Source organism: Pedobacter albus (assembly GCF_036324255.1).
GTDB classification, from domain to species: Bacteria; Bacteroidota; Bacteroidia; order Sphingobacteriales; family Sphingobacteriaceae; genus Pedobacter; species Pedobacter albus.
On the sequence record NZ_JAZDQT010000001.1, the window covers coordinates 412,298 to 427,707 of the forward strand.

11 protein-coding genes are annotated in these 15,410 nt (G+C 44.5%); 4 read left to right on the top strand and 7 right to left on the bottom strand.

Features of this window, described 5'->3' with window-relative positions:
- The first annotated feature begins 72 nt into the window (after positions 1-72).
- Positions 73-1,194: a sensor histidine kinase gene (locus VRU48_RS01715; RefSeq protein WP_330106204.1), complete on the top strand. Its 1,122-nt coding sequence runs from the start codon at positions 73-75 to the stop codon at positions 1,192-1,194.
- Here the strand turns inward: VRU48_RS01715 and VRU48_RS01720 are convergent.
- From VRU48_RS01720 to VRU48_RS01735, 4 genes are all read right to left on the bottom strand, one after another.
- Positions 1,127-3,955, bottom strand: coding sequence for a lantibiotic dehydratase (locus VRU48_RS01720; RefSeq protein WP_330106205.1), 2,829 nt, complete (start codon positions 3,953-3,955; stop codon positions 1,127-1,129). The genes VRU48_RS01715 and VRU48_RS01720 overlap by 68 nt on opposite strands.
- 301 nt (positions 3,956-4,256) lie before the next feature.
- Positions 4,257-5,588 (bottom strand): RagB/SusD family nutrient uptake outer membrane protein, encoded by a 1,332-nt coding sequence (locus VRU48_RS01725; RefSeq protein ID WP_330106206.1) that lies wholly within the window; start codon positions 5,586-5,588, stop codon positions 4,257-4,259.
- Between the two features lie 19 nt (positions 5,589-5,607).
- A complete protein-coding gene (locus VRU48_RS01730) occupies positions 5,608-8,781 on the bottom strand; it encodes a SusC/RagA family TonB-linked outer membrane protein (RefSeq protein WP_330106207.1) in 3,174 nt (1,057 codons plus the stop codon).
- Between the two features lie 19 nt (positions 8,782-8,800).
- Positions 8,801-10,114, bottom strand: coding sequence for a TlpA family protein disulfide reductase (locus VRU48_RS01735; protein WP_330106208.1), 1,314 nt, complete (start codon positions 10,112-10,114; stop codon positions 8,801-8,803).
- Between the two features lie 405 nt (positions 10,115-10,519).
- Here VRU48_RS01735 and VRU48_RS01740 point away from each other — a divergent pair, with 405 nt between their 5' ends.
- Complete coding sequence (locus tag VRU48_RS01740) at positions 10,520-10,747, top strand: helix-turn-helix domain-containing protein (protein ID WP_330106209.1); 228 nt, start codon at positions 10,520-10,522, stop codon at positions 10,745-10,747.
- A gap of 60 nt (positions 10,748-10,807) precedes the next feature.
- Here the strand turns inward: VRU48_RS01740 and VRU48_RS01745 are convergent, their stop codons facing one another.
- Both VRU48_RS01745 and VRU48_RS01750 read right to left on the bottom strand, forming a co-directional pair.
- Entirely contained in the window at positions 10,808-11,515 is a 708-nt protein-coding gene (locus VRU48_RS01745; RefSeq protein ID WP_330106210.1) for an LOG family protein, read from the bottom strand.
- Positions 11,516-11,532: 17 nt separating this feature from the next.
- Complete coding sequence (locus VRU48_RS01750) at positions 11,533-13,041, bottom strand: sodium:solute symporter (RefSeq protein WP_330106211.1); 1,509 nt, start codon at positions 13,039-13,041, stop codon at positions 11,533-11,535.
- 192 nt (positions 13,042-13,233) lie between these two features.
- Between VRU48_RS01750 and recR the strand changes: the two genes are divergently transcribed.
- On the top strand, positions 13,234-13,851 hold the full coding sequence (gene recR / locus VRU48_RS01755; RefSeq protein WP_330106212.1) for a recombination mediator RecR: 618 nt from the start codon (positions 13,234-13,236) through the stop codon (positions 13,849-13,851).
- A gap of 30 nt (positions 13,852-13,881) precedes the next feature.
- Entirely contained in the window at positions 13,882-14,697 is an 816-nt protein-coding gene (locus VRU48_RS01760) for an SDR family oxidoreductase (RefSeq protein ID WP_330106213.1), read from the top strand.
- 149 nt (positions 14,698-14,846) lie between these two features.
- Here the strand turns inward: VRU48_RS01760 and VRU48_RS01765 are convergent, their stop codons facing one another.
- Positions 14,847-15,410: a DUF4377 domain-containing protein gene (locus VRU48_RS01765; RefSeq protein WP_330106214.1), complete on the bottom strand. Its 564-nt coding sequence runs from the start codon at positions 15,408-15,410 to the stop codon at positions 14,847-14,849.

Here is a 15,410-nt window from a genome sequence, read left to right on the forward strand (position 1 = left end):
TAGCCTAGTATGTTGTGCTCAAGAAGAAACTTATATAGAAAGGATAATATCCTATACAAAAAGGTATAAAATATGGAAAGAACTAAGCTCAACTGGTTTGCTGCAAACAGGATCCACATCCTGGTCTGGATACTGTTTATTTTTTACGAAGCCATTATCATCGGCATCCTCTACAACTTCTCCAATCCGGTTACCTATATCCTGCATTATTCCATCAATATCCTTTTCTTTTATGTACATGCTGATTGGGCCATGCCCTGGAGTACCAAAGACCGCCTAAACGCGATATGGAAACTGCCTATTATAGTGGTGGTGCAACTGTGCATTTATGTGCTTTTGCACTATTTGGCCGATGAATTTTTGATTTTGATCAAAATTATCAAGTGGAACGGACCTTATAAGCTCGATTCTACCTTTATGCTGAAGAATTTTTATCGGGGCATTTATTTTATGGGTTTTGCCACGGGCTATTATTACATCAAAACCTATTTGAAAGAGCGCAAAAAAACAGAGGAACTAGAAAGGGAGCGGCTAAACAACATCATCTTGCAACAGCGCATTACACAAGACCTGGTGCAGGCGCAAAATGCTTTTTTAAAGGCGCAGATCAATCCGCATTTCTTGTTCAATACACTTGATTTTGTTTACCACAACGTGAATGCGCACTCTCCGCTTGCCGGCGATGCCATTATCAGGCTGTCGCAGATGATGCGTTATGCCATCGATTCGGAGCAGGTGGATGTTCGCTTGGGCGAAGAAATAGAGCAAGTAGAAAACCTGCTCTATCTAAATCAGGTAAGGAAAGACAAACCGCTCAATCTCGAATTTTCTTATACCGAAGATGTTAAAAAGCTGCATCTCATTCCCTTGGTGTTGCTTACCCTGGTCGAAAACATCTTTAAGCATGGCGATTTAAGCGACGCAGCACATCAAGCCCAGATCAATGTAGCGGCGGTAGAAGATACTTTTTACCTCGAAACAGATAACCTCATCAATCCGAAACCAAGCAGCCACAGCAATAATTCAGGCTTGCTCAACATCAAGCAGCGTTTGCAATATGCCTATGGCGAAGACGTTGATTTTAGCTATGGCGTAGAAGACCAGAACCATTTTGTGGTGAGGCTGTTTATTCCACTGGCAAAGCTGCAAGTGCCCGCTTCGTCTGCAACGCCCTTAACAGGTAATGATAAATAATGGTTTCGTGTACCCGCTGATCGTTGCTAAAAAGCCGATTGACGTGCATGTGGATCAGGTCGGTAAGCAATCGCTTCTTGTCTGCTTCGTTGCTGCAGCTGCGCATCAGCATTTTAAAGTGTTTAAGCAGTGCTTGTTTGGCCAATTTGGGCAAAGGCATTTTTAATTCGGCCGCCCTCTTCTTAAAATCGTTAAACTCGCTGTTGATGCGTTTAAAATTATCCACGTCGATGTTCATTTCCAATGCAAAATTCTGGGCTATTTCCTTTGCAAATGCAAGCTGGTCGTTAATATTTGGAATGGCCTGTGCATAAAGCTCTAATAATAGGGAGAGCGTAGCCAGGTAAAGCTTTTCGTTATCCTCGCTTTTGCCGGTTAAATAGAGGATGTAACGGCTGTCGGCACAAAAGTATTGCTCTACCAGATCCATTCTGGTTGCGCCATAGCGCTCGGTTTCCTTGTGGTAGGTCCTAATTTTGTAATCCTGGATCAGCCCGAGTGTTACTTCATTGGCAATAAGTTCCCTAAATTCGTTCAATACTGCATAAGCATCGGCTTTTTTGTACAGCTGTACCCTAAAGCGAAGGTGCGAACTAGGCTCGTTGTACCTGATGAAAAACCATTTTCTGAATTGCTGCTGGTTGTTTTTTAAAAACGGACGGATAAAATGCTGCAAAACCATATTGCTTCGGCTCGGGTGGAGATAAAGCTCAAAGTAAAGCCATTCTCCGCCAGGCAATTCCAAAACGGGTGGATGGGTTTCGTTGGGGCGTGCCTTTCCGATGTTTGCATAAGGCCTGTAAATGGTTTCCTGATGCGTAAAACTGGCAATAAACTGGGGCAGAAATGCCTTGCCGGTTTCGCTATGTACAACCGATGTGTGGTCGATTAAGCCCTCCTGAATATAAATTTCCTGCTCGCAACATTGTTTGCCGTACAATATAAAGGCCTGCAGGTCTTCGTCATTTGCCGGGTCGAAGCATAAAATATTGTCGCTGGTGCCGGCTTTAAAAATGCTATCGATCTGATTGGTAGCCAGCCAATCTTTGAGGTGTTTTAAAGCGACTGTGGTTTGCTTCTCCTTAAAAAAAGCTGTCGGTATCAACCAACTTGCCGGCGAAAGGATGATATCTTTAAAACTTACCCGCGGATAATGGGCCAGGTGCGGAAAGAAATCCTGTAGCTTAAAATTCAGGTTGCCATATAAGCCCTGGTATTGCAAATCGCATAATAAACGGTAGGCAGAAAGATCAGAACGGCTATAATTGTAGGCGGAAGGTATTCTGGGAATTAATCTTTTGTTGAGTCGTTTGGAGCGCAGCACGATTTCCTGCCCGCAAATAGAAACCAAGATGTCGTTGAGGTCTAAGGGCTGTGCACTTGCCGACCAGGTTAATATGGGCAGTTCGTGGTCGTACAGCATTTTGCGACGGTTTACATTGTCAACCCGCTGTTCGGCCTGATAAGCCAAATCAAAAAAAAGTACATCGGGATTAGCTTCTTTTTCAAGCTGTGCCAATTGCTGGCCATAATTTTCTATTTGTTTGTTGGCCAGTGTAAAACGACCTAACAGTGCATTTGCGGTACAGCCCCCGATTTGGGTAATCACCGGATTGCCCTCAAAAAGATGAAAAATCAGGCTAAAAGAATTAGACAATTGCAAAGCACTTGTTGGGGTGTTTTCCTTAAAATTCTCCAACTGGATGGGTGCTTTGCTCATCATTTGGTTCAGCAAAAAATGTTGTAGAGGACCATAGGCAATCTGTAAGGTGCCGTTGCCTTTTTGCTGACCTTCCTTAATATTGGCAATCAATTTGTCTTGCTGGCGCTGCTGCTCAAGCTGGCTGTAGCCTATGCCTATTTCGGGGTCCATGGCAACGGCTAGGCTAACCTCTTTTTGTTCGAATTTTTTGAGGAAGGCCTGTTTAAAATCGCTTAAATCGCAGTTGATGGCCGGTTGGAGGTGTTGCGTAAGAAAACCGACGAGCTCTGGCAGCTGTTTAAGGTATTGCTGCTCAAAGGCTCCATTGACGAGTTTGCGTTCGGCAATGATGTATTCGCTGGGCAAGCGCTTGGCCTGTTGGTTTATCCTGCTGAAATAATCTTCACCAGTAATGTTCGGAAAGGCATCGGTGCAGATCAGTTGCAGGTCGATCAGTTGCATCAATAACTGGTTGGTATTGCCCTTGTCCATTTCAAATTGTTGCCACATCAGCTCGTGGAGGGTGTGGAGCGGTGTGGGATAGTGGCAATGTTCAAGCAGTGTTTCCAGTTCGGGCATGCGCGCTACGGCGGCCAATTCAAACCCCTGGTTTTTAGAACATACATACCTGATTTCTTCGCCGATTAAATAGAATGAGGAATTACTTAAATAGTATTTGGAATATTTGAAAGCCTTTTTTACGTTTTGGGTGTATATTTCTTTTTGGCTCCAATCGATAAAGTGATGGGGATAAATGGCTTCGCTGATTTGGATAGGCCGTGTTGGCGCCTTCGCTACCGGAATAGGTACAACAGTTGCAAATGTTCCAAATGGAGTGGCCCTATATTTGGCCCGATTAAAGTATTTCCAAATGGTAAAGCGGGCTTTTTCGGGAAGTTTGGCAATTTCGTCTGCTTCGAGGCTTGCAATGGTTTGGTAAAAAGCTGGAGAAGATTCGTTGATTTTCTCTTTCAGTTCTTTCCATTTGTCTTCAAGACGGTCTGTTATTCCGAACGCAGGGGTGCGGCATAGAATAAGTTCATTAGGGCTAATTTTCATGATTGCTAAGTCATTTTATTGAACGGTAAAATTACTAGAGTTGGCTTGTGTAAAGGGCAGATGGAGGACTCGTGTTATAACAAAAGGTTGTATCGGATCATGATTGAGGATTGTAAATTCCTTGATACAATATTAATGTTAAATTTAGATGATTAGCCCGTAGCTTGCTAAACAGAGATAGGTATGACAAATCACTACCGCTTTTGCAGTCTGCTACGTGTAGAGAATTAGCAGTAAGCTTTGGTTACGAAACAATCAAAAAAAGCGCACCGACTGGTGCCGATGCGCTTGACTGTTAAGCCTAATTTTGCTCAATGATGCCGTATTGTATTTCCCTGTCGGGTATGGGAAAAGTATATTTCTTGTCGTTGGGTGGCAGCGTATAAGTTTTCCCGCCGTAAGTCCGGGTTAGGGTAATGGCCAATTTGGGGTCTTGGTTCAATCGCCGAAGATCGGTCCAGCGAAGGCCCCGGCCGACCAGTTCTTTACGCCGTTCTGTGAGGATAAGGCTCAGTGCAAGGCTTGCGGTGCCGGCACTTTGGTTAACGTAAGTGCCCGTTTTCCAGCGTTTTTGCAACAAGGTGTTCAATTCGTTCATCGCTCCCTCAATATTGTTGCGCCTGGCTTTGCATTCGGCACTGATGAGGTAGAGCTCGTCGGTAGTAAGCCCTTCGTAGCCCGTAAAGGAAACCGAGCTGTTAGTGCCATCCCTGAAATAGAATTTACGACGCAAATCGTTGCTGTGGTACAAACTGGCCAATCCTGCATCTATTTTAATAATACCAGAAGTGAAGAAAGCATAAGAAAGCTTTTTGTTGTAGAAGATAACTTCGTCTATCCCGTTTGGCAGCACCTGACCAAAAGGCGTGGTTGTGGCCACAGCGGTGTTGTAATCTATCAGGCTCCGGCTAATATTCAGTGCTTTTTCGGCGTAGGCTTCTGCCTGGGGGTAATCTTGCATAATCAGGTAAACCCTGGCCATTAGCGCAAGAACTGCCTGTTGGCTTGGCCTGTTTTTGGTGACTGGTTTGAGGGGCAAAAGTGCAATCGCATCCTGTAAGTTTTTAAGTAATTGTGCGTAACTATAGCTTAGTGTTTGGCGTGCAGGTCTTTCGTTAACATCAGAACTTAAGGGAACAGGAAGGCCGGGGTAGCTGTCGGCATGCTCATCATAAGGCTTGGCAAACAGTTGCAGAAGGTTATGGAGAGCCATGGCTTTATAAAAATAGGCGCTTCCCTTAATGGCGTTGTAGGTGTTTTGTGTAGCCGGATTGATTTCTATTTTGGCCAAGGCATCTAATACCACATTGCTATAAAAGATTTGTTGGTATGGCGTATTCCAGTCGCCAACCGTATTGCCCTGGTAAGCATCATCGGCCCAAAAATACCCGCCGCTTTGTACCGCATCTATTTTTAAGGCGCCACCTTCCAGCAAGCTGTAATCGTCGGCTACAACCGTGGGCAGGGCCGGAGCTGAGTTCATCACGTTAATATTGTCTAACAAAGCCTGTAAATCGGTCAATGTGCTCGGAACCAATAGCGATTTTGCGGGTCTTTCATCCAGAAAATCCTTGGTACAGCCTAAGTTCAAAACTAAGCTGCAGGTGATAAAGAAAAGGCATAATTTTTTCATGGTCATTGTGTTTAGGTGTTTATAAATTCGCGTTCAATCCGAAAAAAAGGTTAAACGGTGGTGGACCGCTGTTCAGGAAGTAGGGATCTTCGCTGCTTTTGTTGGCTTTGTACAACAGCCCAAGGTTACGGGCATAGCTGTACAGGCGAAGGTTCTTGAAAGGCGTTCGTTTCAAAAGCCGGGCAGGCAATTCGTAGCTCAGGTTAATGTCTTCCAGACGGATATGGTCGCCTTTGGCCACCAATATGCTAGCGCCGGTATAAAAACTATCTCTGCGGTCGTTGGCCACGGCTGGTACAGCGGGCACATGGGTAAGGTTTTCGTCGCCAGGCTGTTGCCAGCGAAGCATATAATCGCCATGGCTGCTGCTCAGGCCCAGGTCTCGCCCGTAAATGATGCTATTTGTTCGAACGTAATAACCTAATTTATAGCTGATGGTAGCCGAAAGCTCAAAGCCTGCATAGCTCAACGTATTGCTGAAAGCGCCAAATTGAGTAGGGCGGGCACTGCCGCTATACAGCAGTTTTTCGGGGGTATAACTGTTTAAGATAGACAGGTAATCCTTGCTGGGTGCTCCGTTCAAATAGCCGAGCGGATCGCCTGTTGATGGATCTAAACCAGCCCATTCGTAGCTGTAAACCGCATATAAGGGCTTGTTGAGCATGGGCGTGCCGTAGGGCAAATAACTAGCAGCCGAGGTAACTGCACTGTATTTGGTTACCTTTTCGCTGATTAGGCTATAATTGAAACGGGTTTGCCAACCCAATTGTCCCTTTAGGATTTGAATATTCAGGTCAAGGTCTAAGCCACGGCTTTTGGTTTGCGCATAGTTGCCCTTGAAGTTCGATATGCCACTAGACGGTGGAAAAGAAACATTTGAAATGAGATCAAGTCCTTTTTTATCATACACATCGACGTTGCCACCCGCACGATTGTTAAACAACTTAAAATCGAGGCCCAGATTTACAATTTTCACCTTTTCCCAGCGCAAAGAGGGGTTGGGTGGATTAACCACTTGGGCATAAGATTGTTTGGTGAGATTGTTGCTTGCAAAGGCGCTGGCCGGAAAATAACGGGCCGTGGTATAGGCCGAAAGGCTCTTGTCTATATTTCCGTTATAGCCATAGCTCATTCTCAATTTGAGATAGGAAATCGGCTTAAAAGCATAAAAACTTTCGTCAGAAACAATCCAACTAGCGCCCAACGAATACAGAGGGACGCCTTTTTGGTTGGTTTTTACGCCAAAAAGATTGCTACGGTCTGAACGAGCGCTACCGGTTAAAAAATAGCGGTTTTTATAGCTGTAATTCGCATTGGCATAATAAGATACAAAACGGTCGGTTAGGCCATCCTGACTGTCGCGGTTTTCGATATTGAGGCTGTTGGCCGGTACGTTGTAGCTTGGAAAAACGCTCACATAATCTACAATGGCACTGGTGGCGTGCACATCATCATAACCATACAGCCGGTATTGGTTGCTTTCGCTTTGCAAGGCTTTCAGTTCGTAGCCTGCCAGTGCACTCAGCCTATGGTTTTGCCATTGTTGTTTTACATTTACTTGTCCCCTTAAGCTATGGCTTTCGGCTTGGCTAAAGCCTTGATCCATAATGCCACCCAAAGGAATGGGGCGGGTTAAGCTGCCGTCGGTGTTTACTTTGGTAAAGGTATTGATGAGGTTACGCGTGTAATAGCTTTCTAGCGGTGCATCATCTTTGCTTTTGGTAGTACTTAGGCCATATTGATATAAAACTTCGGCGCTGAGCCAGTTGATAGGCTTGTAGTTAAGGCCCATATTTAAACGATAATCTCTTAAGTGACTGCTGTTGTCCCTAAGTTTTATTTCATCTATCGGGCGATTTTCCCAATCGAGCAGTCCTTTATTCAGCGAGGCGTTTAGGAAGCCTTGTCTTTGTGTAGGAACCGGAATAGGTGTTCCGTTTTCATCGGCCAGCATGGCGTAGGGCTGTTTGTAGGCATAAGCATTGCCGTTGTTCTGGCGAACACTTTGCACCAGCAAAATATCGGTATTGAGTTGCAAACGCTCTTTTAAGAAGCTCCAGCTTTGATTGGCCTTTAGCGTTAGCCTGTTTTGTGCATTGCCCTTTAGGCTTTCCGAACGCTGATCGTAACCCAAGCTAAACGCATACCGCTGTTGGGTGCCGCCACCATTAAGGCTAAGGTAATATTGCTGGCTAACCGCTTGTTGATACAAGTATTTGCGCATATCGTTCCTCACATCGTTGGCGCGAAGCAGGTTGAGTTGCTGTTCCAGTTCTGTATTGCTGATTTTGCCGTCGCGTTGGGCAATAAACAGCTCCACTGCGGCCGGTAATGCGGTGTGCGAAACGTTGTTCAAGTCGTTCAGCTCATCGTTTTTGTAGTAACCCGCCTGAAAAAGCTGTCGCTGGATATCGATATAAGTTGAACTGTTGATTTTGTTGGCGTAAAACAGGTCAGGCCTTTGCGTCAAGCCAAAGTTGCTGTTAAAACTGAGTTGCATCGGCTTGTTGTATTGGCCTTTTTTGGTGCTGATGACGATAACGCCATTGCCGGCCCTGGCACCCCATATCGCTGAGGCTGCGGCATCTTTCAGTACGGTAATGCTTTCTACGTCGTTTGGGTTAATAGCATTCAGGTCGCCGTCGTAGGGAAAATTGTCGAGCACCACCAAGGGATCGGTATTGGCGCTGAGCGTACTTTGCCCGCGAATGCTGATGTTCAGCTTGTTGGGCGCATTGCCTACCTGCGTAAAAATCAGGCCAGGAACCACGTTTTCCAATCTTTCCAAAATGGTAGGGCCTATTCTTCTGTTCAACAGGTTTTGCTCAACTACGGTAACCGAGCCCGTGCTGTGCTTTGGTTTTAACTGCTCGTAACCGGTATGGATAACAACTTCCTGCAGCTGTTGATTTTCGGGTTGGAGTTTAATCGTTATTTCTTCGGCCGACGGAATTTGAAGCTCGATTTGCAGTTTTTGATAGCCCACGTAGCTAAAGTTAAAATGGTACCGGCCCGCTGGCAGATTGATGGTAAACCGGCCCGAGGCATCGGTGTGAAGGCTAAGTTTTCCGTTGTCTTGTTGGATGCTCACGCCAATTAAAGGCTCGCCGTTTGCCGCAATGACCCTGCCTTTCAATTGGGCGCTGCCAGTGAGGGCAATGGCCCATAAAAGCGCTAATAAAATGTATTTCATAGGTTAAGTTAAATGAGGTTTATAATTCTTTGATGTTGACAATAGGACAGGAACCTATCTTTTCTACCAAGGCCAGGTCATAAGCTTTTAAGGCCTTATTGATGGATTCGAGGTTGCCCATATCGGCTTGCAAAGAGAGTGTGATGGGTGCTGTATAACCCGTTTCATCAATCAAAGGCAAGTCGATGTTTTGGAGATAATAAGTAGCCAGAGGCCTAATCAGTTGCGTAAAATGCTGGTTTTGGATTTGCAGGCTTTGGCCATCTACCTTTAAAAAGCTGTCGCTGTTGGCATGGGCTGCAAATTTGACGGTGTCAGAGGTTCTAACCAAAGCCAAACAGGCCTGTTGCCGGTAGCTGGTGCTGGTTTGGTACTGTGGCAGATAAATGGCCAAAAACCGACGTATGCTCTCGTAAAAAAGCTTAGGTTCGCTCTGGTCTGACGCTACTACCACCTCAAAACAGTAAGTGTGCTTTTTGGCCCAATCTTTCAATTTGGTTTTGGCTATGCCAGTACTCAGCTGACTGCTGTCCTTAAGCATAAAAACCATGTTTTTGTAGCCAAAATTTCCATAATCGCGATAGGCGATAGCGAACAAATTCATTAAGCTCAGGTTGGTGGCGGTTAGGCGCTTGCCCTTCAGTGTATCGTTGGGATAAATGGCGTAACCCGCACTTAGGCCTTCGATAAAGCCAGAAAAATAGCTGTAGCCTTTGAGATTTTGTTCAAAAACAGGTGCATTTTGGCTCAAGAAGAGGTTTTGGCTATTTAGGTCTAGTCTGCTATCGTGTTTCATTTCAAAGCTCTGGTGCTGTTTGGCCAACATCTGTTCAAGGTGTTGCGCATCTATGGCTTCATAACCTGTAATGGCCCTGACTACACCGTTTTCGTCTATCCACACGTAATGAGGCAGGTATACATGCGGAAACAAACGATGCAACCGTTCATCGTCGCTTACCAAAGGGATGGTGGCATGTTTAGCTTTTTGTTGTTGGAGAAAGGCCTTAACCTGTGCCGATTGCTGATAAGTAACTGCCAAAAACTGCACCTTGTCTTTGAACTGCTGTTGCAACTGTTCCATTTTGGGAAACATCCCTATGCAGGGGCCACACCAGGTAGCCCAAAAATCGATGATGAGCAGTTTGCCCCTAAACGACGAGGTAGCTAGGGTTTTTGTTGGAAAATTGATGACGCTATCCAAGCTGAGTGCTGGAAGAACCTGCCCAACCTGCAGGCCTTTACTGATAATATCGATGGCTTGTTGCTGTTGTGCGCTTGCCCAAAAATTAAGGCATAGCAAAGCCAGTACAACCAAAAGTGTTGATTTTTTCATGGGTACAATATTTTAGTCTAGGGCAAATAAAAGCCCTTAATGAATAGTAAAGGAGCTATTTTGTGTTGTAAAATGCTGGTCCACAATCATTTTGTGAATAAGTAATTGATGGGTAAACTAAATGATTTGCTACCTTTAAATAGCAAGAGTAGAAGCTTTATTCGGGAGAACAGATAACCAAACTGATGAGAATTCTAAAGGCAATGCCGGTCGCATCAGCTCCACCCTTTTTTAATACCGTTTGGCTTTGCCTAGGCAAAAAAAGAGCAGTGCGAAATCCGGTTTTTATGTTCTTAATCATCAGTTGCTTAAGCGCTAAGGAGCTTAAATCAAATTTAATGAAAAATATTTTAAAAGGACAAATAAGTCCTAATATTTTTTCATTAATATTTTCACTTTGGTAGGGTGGGAAAACAATACAGAAATCAGCAATACCTGCAAAAAGTAGGGAAGAAGCTCGTAGAAATTAGGGAGAGGCTCAATATTACCCAAGAAAAGCTCCAAGAACTGACTGGTTTTGATACCCGACAGATTGGGCGCATCGAAAGAGCCGAAACCAATTCATCCATCAGCAACATCAAGAAAATTGCCGACGCACTGAAAGTGAAGATGAGCGAACTGCTAGATGTATAGCAACTAAAATAAAAAAGGCCGACATGATTGCATGTCGGCCTTTTTGTTGGTTATAACCGCTTAGAAGTTCGGTTTCAATACATATTTGTCGTAGAACCTGAAAATGTGCTCTGCCGCATCCTCGGCTGTATCAACCAGCCTAAACAGGTTCAAATCTTCGGCGTGGATGTTATGTTCTTTCTCGAGCATGTGGGTTTTGATCCAGTCAACCAAACCGCCCCAATAGGCCGTGCCTACCAAAACAATCGGGAAACGTGCAATCTTGCCGGTTTGGATCAAGGTAATGGCTTCGAAAAGCTCATCCATGGTACCCATCCCGCCTGGCAACACCACAAAACCCTGCGAATATTTCATAAACATGACTTTCCTCACAAAGAAATAATCGAATTCCAACAATTTGTTGTGGTCGATATACTTGTTGTGGAACTGCTCAAAAGGCAAATCGATGTTTAAGCCTACCGACTTGCCACCGTTCATGTGGGCGCCCTTGTTACCGGCCTCCATAATGCCTGGTCCACCACCGGTAATTACGCCATAGCCGCGCTCGGTGAGCAAGCGGCCACATTCTACCGCAATTTGATAGTAGGGGTTGGTTTCGGCCGTACGTGCCGAGCCAAAAATACTTACACAAGGGCCAATCTTGGCCAATTTCTCAAAGCCGTCAACAAATTCGGCCATGATTTTAAAAATCTGCCAGCTGTCGGTTACTTTTATTTCTTGCCAATCTTTATTGGCAAAAGCACTTCTTATCTTTTCTTCACTTGTCATTCTATATTCTGTATAATTTAAAACTTGGTTTGTTGATCTGTTTTCTTGCTGATCAGTAATAAGCTTACAAAGGTAATCAATCCGTTCACCAAAATCAGCTCTACGCTAAAAACGTAGCCTCCAAGAAGTTTGGCCGAATATTTATCTAAGAAAAAGCAGGCGATTGGCGCCAATATACAAACAAATGGAACCAATTTATCGTGTAATCCACGGTTTTTAACAAAGAGGCCAAACGAGTAAAGGCCTAAAAGCGGACCGTAGGTATAAGAGGCTATTTTAAAGATCAAACTCACTACAGACGAACTGTTGAGGGCATTGATCACCAATATCACCAAAAACATGAGGATGGAAAATGCGATATGCACCATGTGTCTTTTCCGCACCGTGTTTCCCTTATCGAGGTTTTCTTTCTTGTTCATGCCTAAAAAATCGACGCAAAAAGAGGTGGTTAGCGCAGTTAAAGCACTATCGGTTGTGGCAAAGGTGGCCGCGGTCAGCCCCAGCATAAACACGATGGCCGGTAGGGTGGCCAAATGGTTCAGCGCTATTTCAGGAAAGAGCAAATCGGTTCTTGGTTGGTGGGTAACGTGGTCTAGCGGAATGCTGATGCCGTTTTTGGTGGCAAAAATATACAACAAGGCACCTACGCTTAAAAAGAAGATGTTTAAAACCACAAATATTCCGGTAAAGGTAAACATGTTCTTTTTGGCTTCGCCAATGGTCTTCATGCTCAGGTTTTTTTGCATCAAATCCTGGTCAAGTCCCGTCATGGCAATGGTTACGAAAATGCCGCCGATAAACTGTTTGCTGAGGTAAAATTTATTCGTTAAAAAATCGTCGAGGAAGAAGATTTTTGAATAGCTGCTGTTTTTGATGGTTTCGAAGGCCTGTGGGATATCGAGATTTAAGCTGCTACACACAAAATAAATGGTCAGAAACACAGACAGCACCAAAAAGAACGTCTGCAAAGTATCTGTAATGATGATTGTCTTTAGCCCTCCTTTAAACGTATATGACCAGATGAGTCCCAATGAAATGAGTACGGTTGCCCAAAAAGGAACGCCATAGCTGTCGAATATAAAGCGCTGCAACACAATAACAACCAGGTATAGCCGTGTAGCCGAGCCCAAAGTACGGCTGAGCAAAAAGATGGAGGCAGCGGTTTTATAGCTAAAATACCCCAACCTATGCTCGATATAGCTATAAATGGAGGTTAAATTCATCCGGTAATAAAGGGGCAGGAGTACGGTAGCAATGATGACAAAACCGACCGCATTGCCCAGCACGAATTGAAAATACTGAAACTGGTTGCCTGCCGGGGCACCTACTTCGCCAGGTACCGAAATAAAGGTTACGCCTGAGAGGGCGGTGCCGATCATGCCAAAGGCCACCAAGTACCATTTCGAATTGCGGTTGGCAATAAAAAAAGAAGCGTTGTCTGAGTTGTTTCTGGATGTAAAATAGGCTACGCCGATCAACAAGGCAAAATAACCCAATAAGAAAGATAAAAGTATCGCGGGACTCATAATTTATATTTAGCTTCTAAATGTAAGTATTTACAGGTTTAAATCAAGAAAGCGTTGGTAAATTGTTGGTTCATTAGTTCATTGGCTCATCAGTTCATTAGTTGATTGGGGGGCTATCCTTGTTTAAGTTCAGCGTGGCTATCATCAATTTGTTCCTATTGACTGCCGACTAACTTTTAATTAAATTTGTAAATGAATTTTTCTTCCCAGCTGCTCGAAGATGCGGTAAACGAATTTGCAAAACTGCCTGGTGTAGGGCAAAAAACAGCTTTGCGTTTGGTGCTGCATCTGCTCAACAAAGAACAGGAGGAAGTATCGCATTTTGGCCGTACGCTAATTCGGCTAAAGGAAGAAATCAAGCACTGCCAGGTTTGCCATAACATTTCAGACCATAATATCTGTAGCATTTGCAGTGCGCCGAAAAGGGACGGAGAAACCATTTGTGTGGTAGAAGATACCCGCGATGTGATGGCCATCGAAAACACCAACCAATATTTTGGGGTTTACCATGTGCTAGGCGGCCTGATTTCGCCAATGGATGGAATTGGTCCTTCCGACCTCAATATCGACAGCTTGGTGCAACGTGTATCTACAACGTCGGTTAAAGAAGTGATTTTGGCTTTAAGCGCCAACATGGAAGGCGATACCACTTTGTTTTATCTCCATAAAAGACTAAAGGATTTTCAAATTCCGATAACCACCATTGCCCGGGGCATTGCCTTTGGTGGCGAGCTGGAATATGCCGACGAAATTACGCTCGGCCGTTCCATTCTTACCCGGGTACCTTATGAAAATTCACTGATCAAGTAGCGCATCATCAAGCATATTTAAAAAACAGCAATGAACTTTAAGCACAAGACTGTCATTATTACTGGAGCCTCATCGGGCATAGGCAAGGCATTGGCCGAAGAATTGGCCAAGCGTGGCGCAAATTTGGTACTTGGCGCCCGCCAATATGTAACCCTATGCGAAATTACGGCCGAAATTGAGCAAAAATATAGTGTTAGGGCATTGGCCGTACAAGCCGATGTGAGCAAAGAAGAAGACTGTGCACAGCTGATTAAACAAGCCTTACTTACCTTTGGCCAGATCGATGTGCTGATCAATAATGCAGGCCTTTCGATGCGGGCCCTGTTCAACGACCTCGATTTGTCGGTGCTCAAAAACCTGATGGATGTTAACTTTTGGGGAACCGTTTATTGCACAAAATACGCCTTGCCCGAAATTCTGAAAACAAAAGGCGTGATTGTTGGCGTATCTTCTATTGCAGGCTACAGGGGCTTGCCGGGCCGAACAGGCTACTCTTCGTCTAAGTTTGCCATGAATGGCTTTATGGAATCGTTGCGTACCGAACTGCTTAAAACTGGCGTACACGTGATGGTGGCTTGTCCGGGCTTTACCACTTCCAATATCAGGGTGGCGGCCTTGTCGAAAGATGGCCATGCCCATGGCGAAACCAGTATGGAAGAAGGCAAGATGATGACTGCCGAGGAAGTGGCCAAACGTATCGGCGATGGCATCGAACAGCGCAAACGTACGCTTATCATGACTAGTCAAGGCAAGCTCGCGGTGTGGATGAACAAGCTTTTCCCGGCATTTACAGATAAAAAGGTGTTTCAGTTATTTGCCAAGGAGAAAAATCCGCTCATCAAATAATTGAATTGGCAGTTTTCAGTGGGCGGTTCTCCTAGTTGGCAATTAGCAGTTTAACAAACCAGCCAATTAGCAATTTAACAATACAGCCATTCAGCAATTTCACAATCCAGCAATTGAACAATTTAGCCAGTCGCCCAAAGCGCTGAAAGCTAATCGCTCAGTATTTCTACCAATTTGATAGAGCCGTTATTGTTTAAAATGAATTTGCCACTCAATTTTTTGGTGTTCGATTGTAAAGCCTGTTCAAACTCGCTGCACAAATTGCCACAATCTATATTTACCTTGTTTAGAATGTTGTAGCCTGTATTCGAATTGCCGTTTACGCATTTTACGCCACCCAGTTTCAGGTCAATATCAAAAGAATCGTCGGGTTTGGCTTTTGTTTTCGAAAGCACCTGCCTTAACTGAAAGGTATGTTGGAAGCCATTGCCTTTTGCAGCCTTTACTTCGGCATCGGTAACCAAAAGATCGTAGATGTAGCCTTCTTCATAATCAAAGCCAACAATAGGCTCATTTAAAGGTTTCCATTTATCGCCTCCTATTTCATCGCCCTGTTGCACAGAAAACACCAACGTAGGGTGGGTGGTTATGGCTGTCTGCTTAAATTGGTTAATGCGAAATTGGATGGGTTGCTCTTTTTTTTCGCAGGAAGCGAATAGCGTAGCAAAACAGGCTAAAAGAATAAAAAGCCTTTGAAGCGTTGTAAGTTTCAT

Bases quoted from the DNA above. Each gene is read 5' to 3' on its own strand.
- recR (WP_330106212.1), top strand. From the start codon at position 13,234: ATGAATTTTTCTTCCCAGCTGCTCGAAGATGCGGTAAACGAATTTGCA.
- VRU48_RS01745 (WP_330106210.1), bottom strand. From the start codon at position 11,515: ATGACAAGTGAAGAAAAGATAAGAAGTGCTTTTGCCAATAAAGATTGG.
- VRU48_RS01720 (WP_330106205.1), bottom strand. From the start codon at position 3,955: ATGAAAATTAGCCCTAATGAACTTATTCTATGCCGCACCCCTGCGTTC.
- VRU48_RS01730 (WP_330106207.1), bottom strand. From the start codon at position 8,781: ATGAAATACATTTTATTAGCGCTTTTATGGGCCATTGCCCTCACTGGC.
- VRU48_RS01750 (WP_330106211.1), bottom strand. From the start codon at position 13,041: ATGAGTCCCGCGATACTTTTATCTTTCTTATTGGGTTATTTTGCCTTG.
- VRU48_RS01715 (WP_330106204.1), top strand. From the start codon at position 73: ATGGAAAGAACTAAGCTCAACTGGTTTGCTGCAAACAGGATCCACATC.
- VRU48_RS01760 (WP_330106213.1), top strand. From the start codon at position 13,882: ATGAACTTTAAGCACAAGACTGTCATTATTACTGGAGCCTCATCGGGC.
- VRU48_RS01765 (WP_330106214.1), bottom strand. From the start codon at position 15,410: ATGAAACTTACAACGCTTCAAAGGCTTTTTATTCTTTTAGCCTGTTTT.
- VRU48_RS01725 (WP_330106206.1), bottom strand. From the start codon at position 5,588: ATGAAAAAATTATGCCTTTTCTTTATCACCTGCAGCTTAGTTTTGAAC.
- VRU48_RS01735 (WP_330106208.1), bottom strand. From the start codon at position 10,114: ATGAAAAAATCAACACTTTTGGTTGTACTGGCTTTGCTATGCCTTAAT.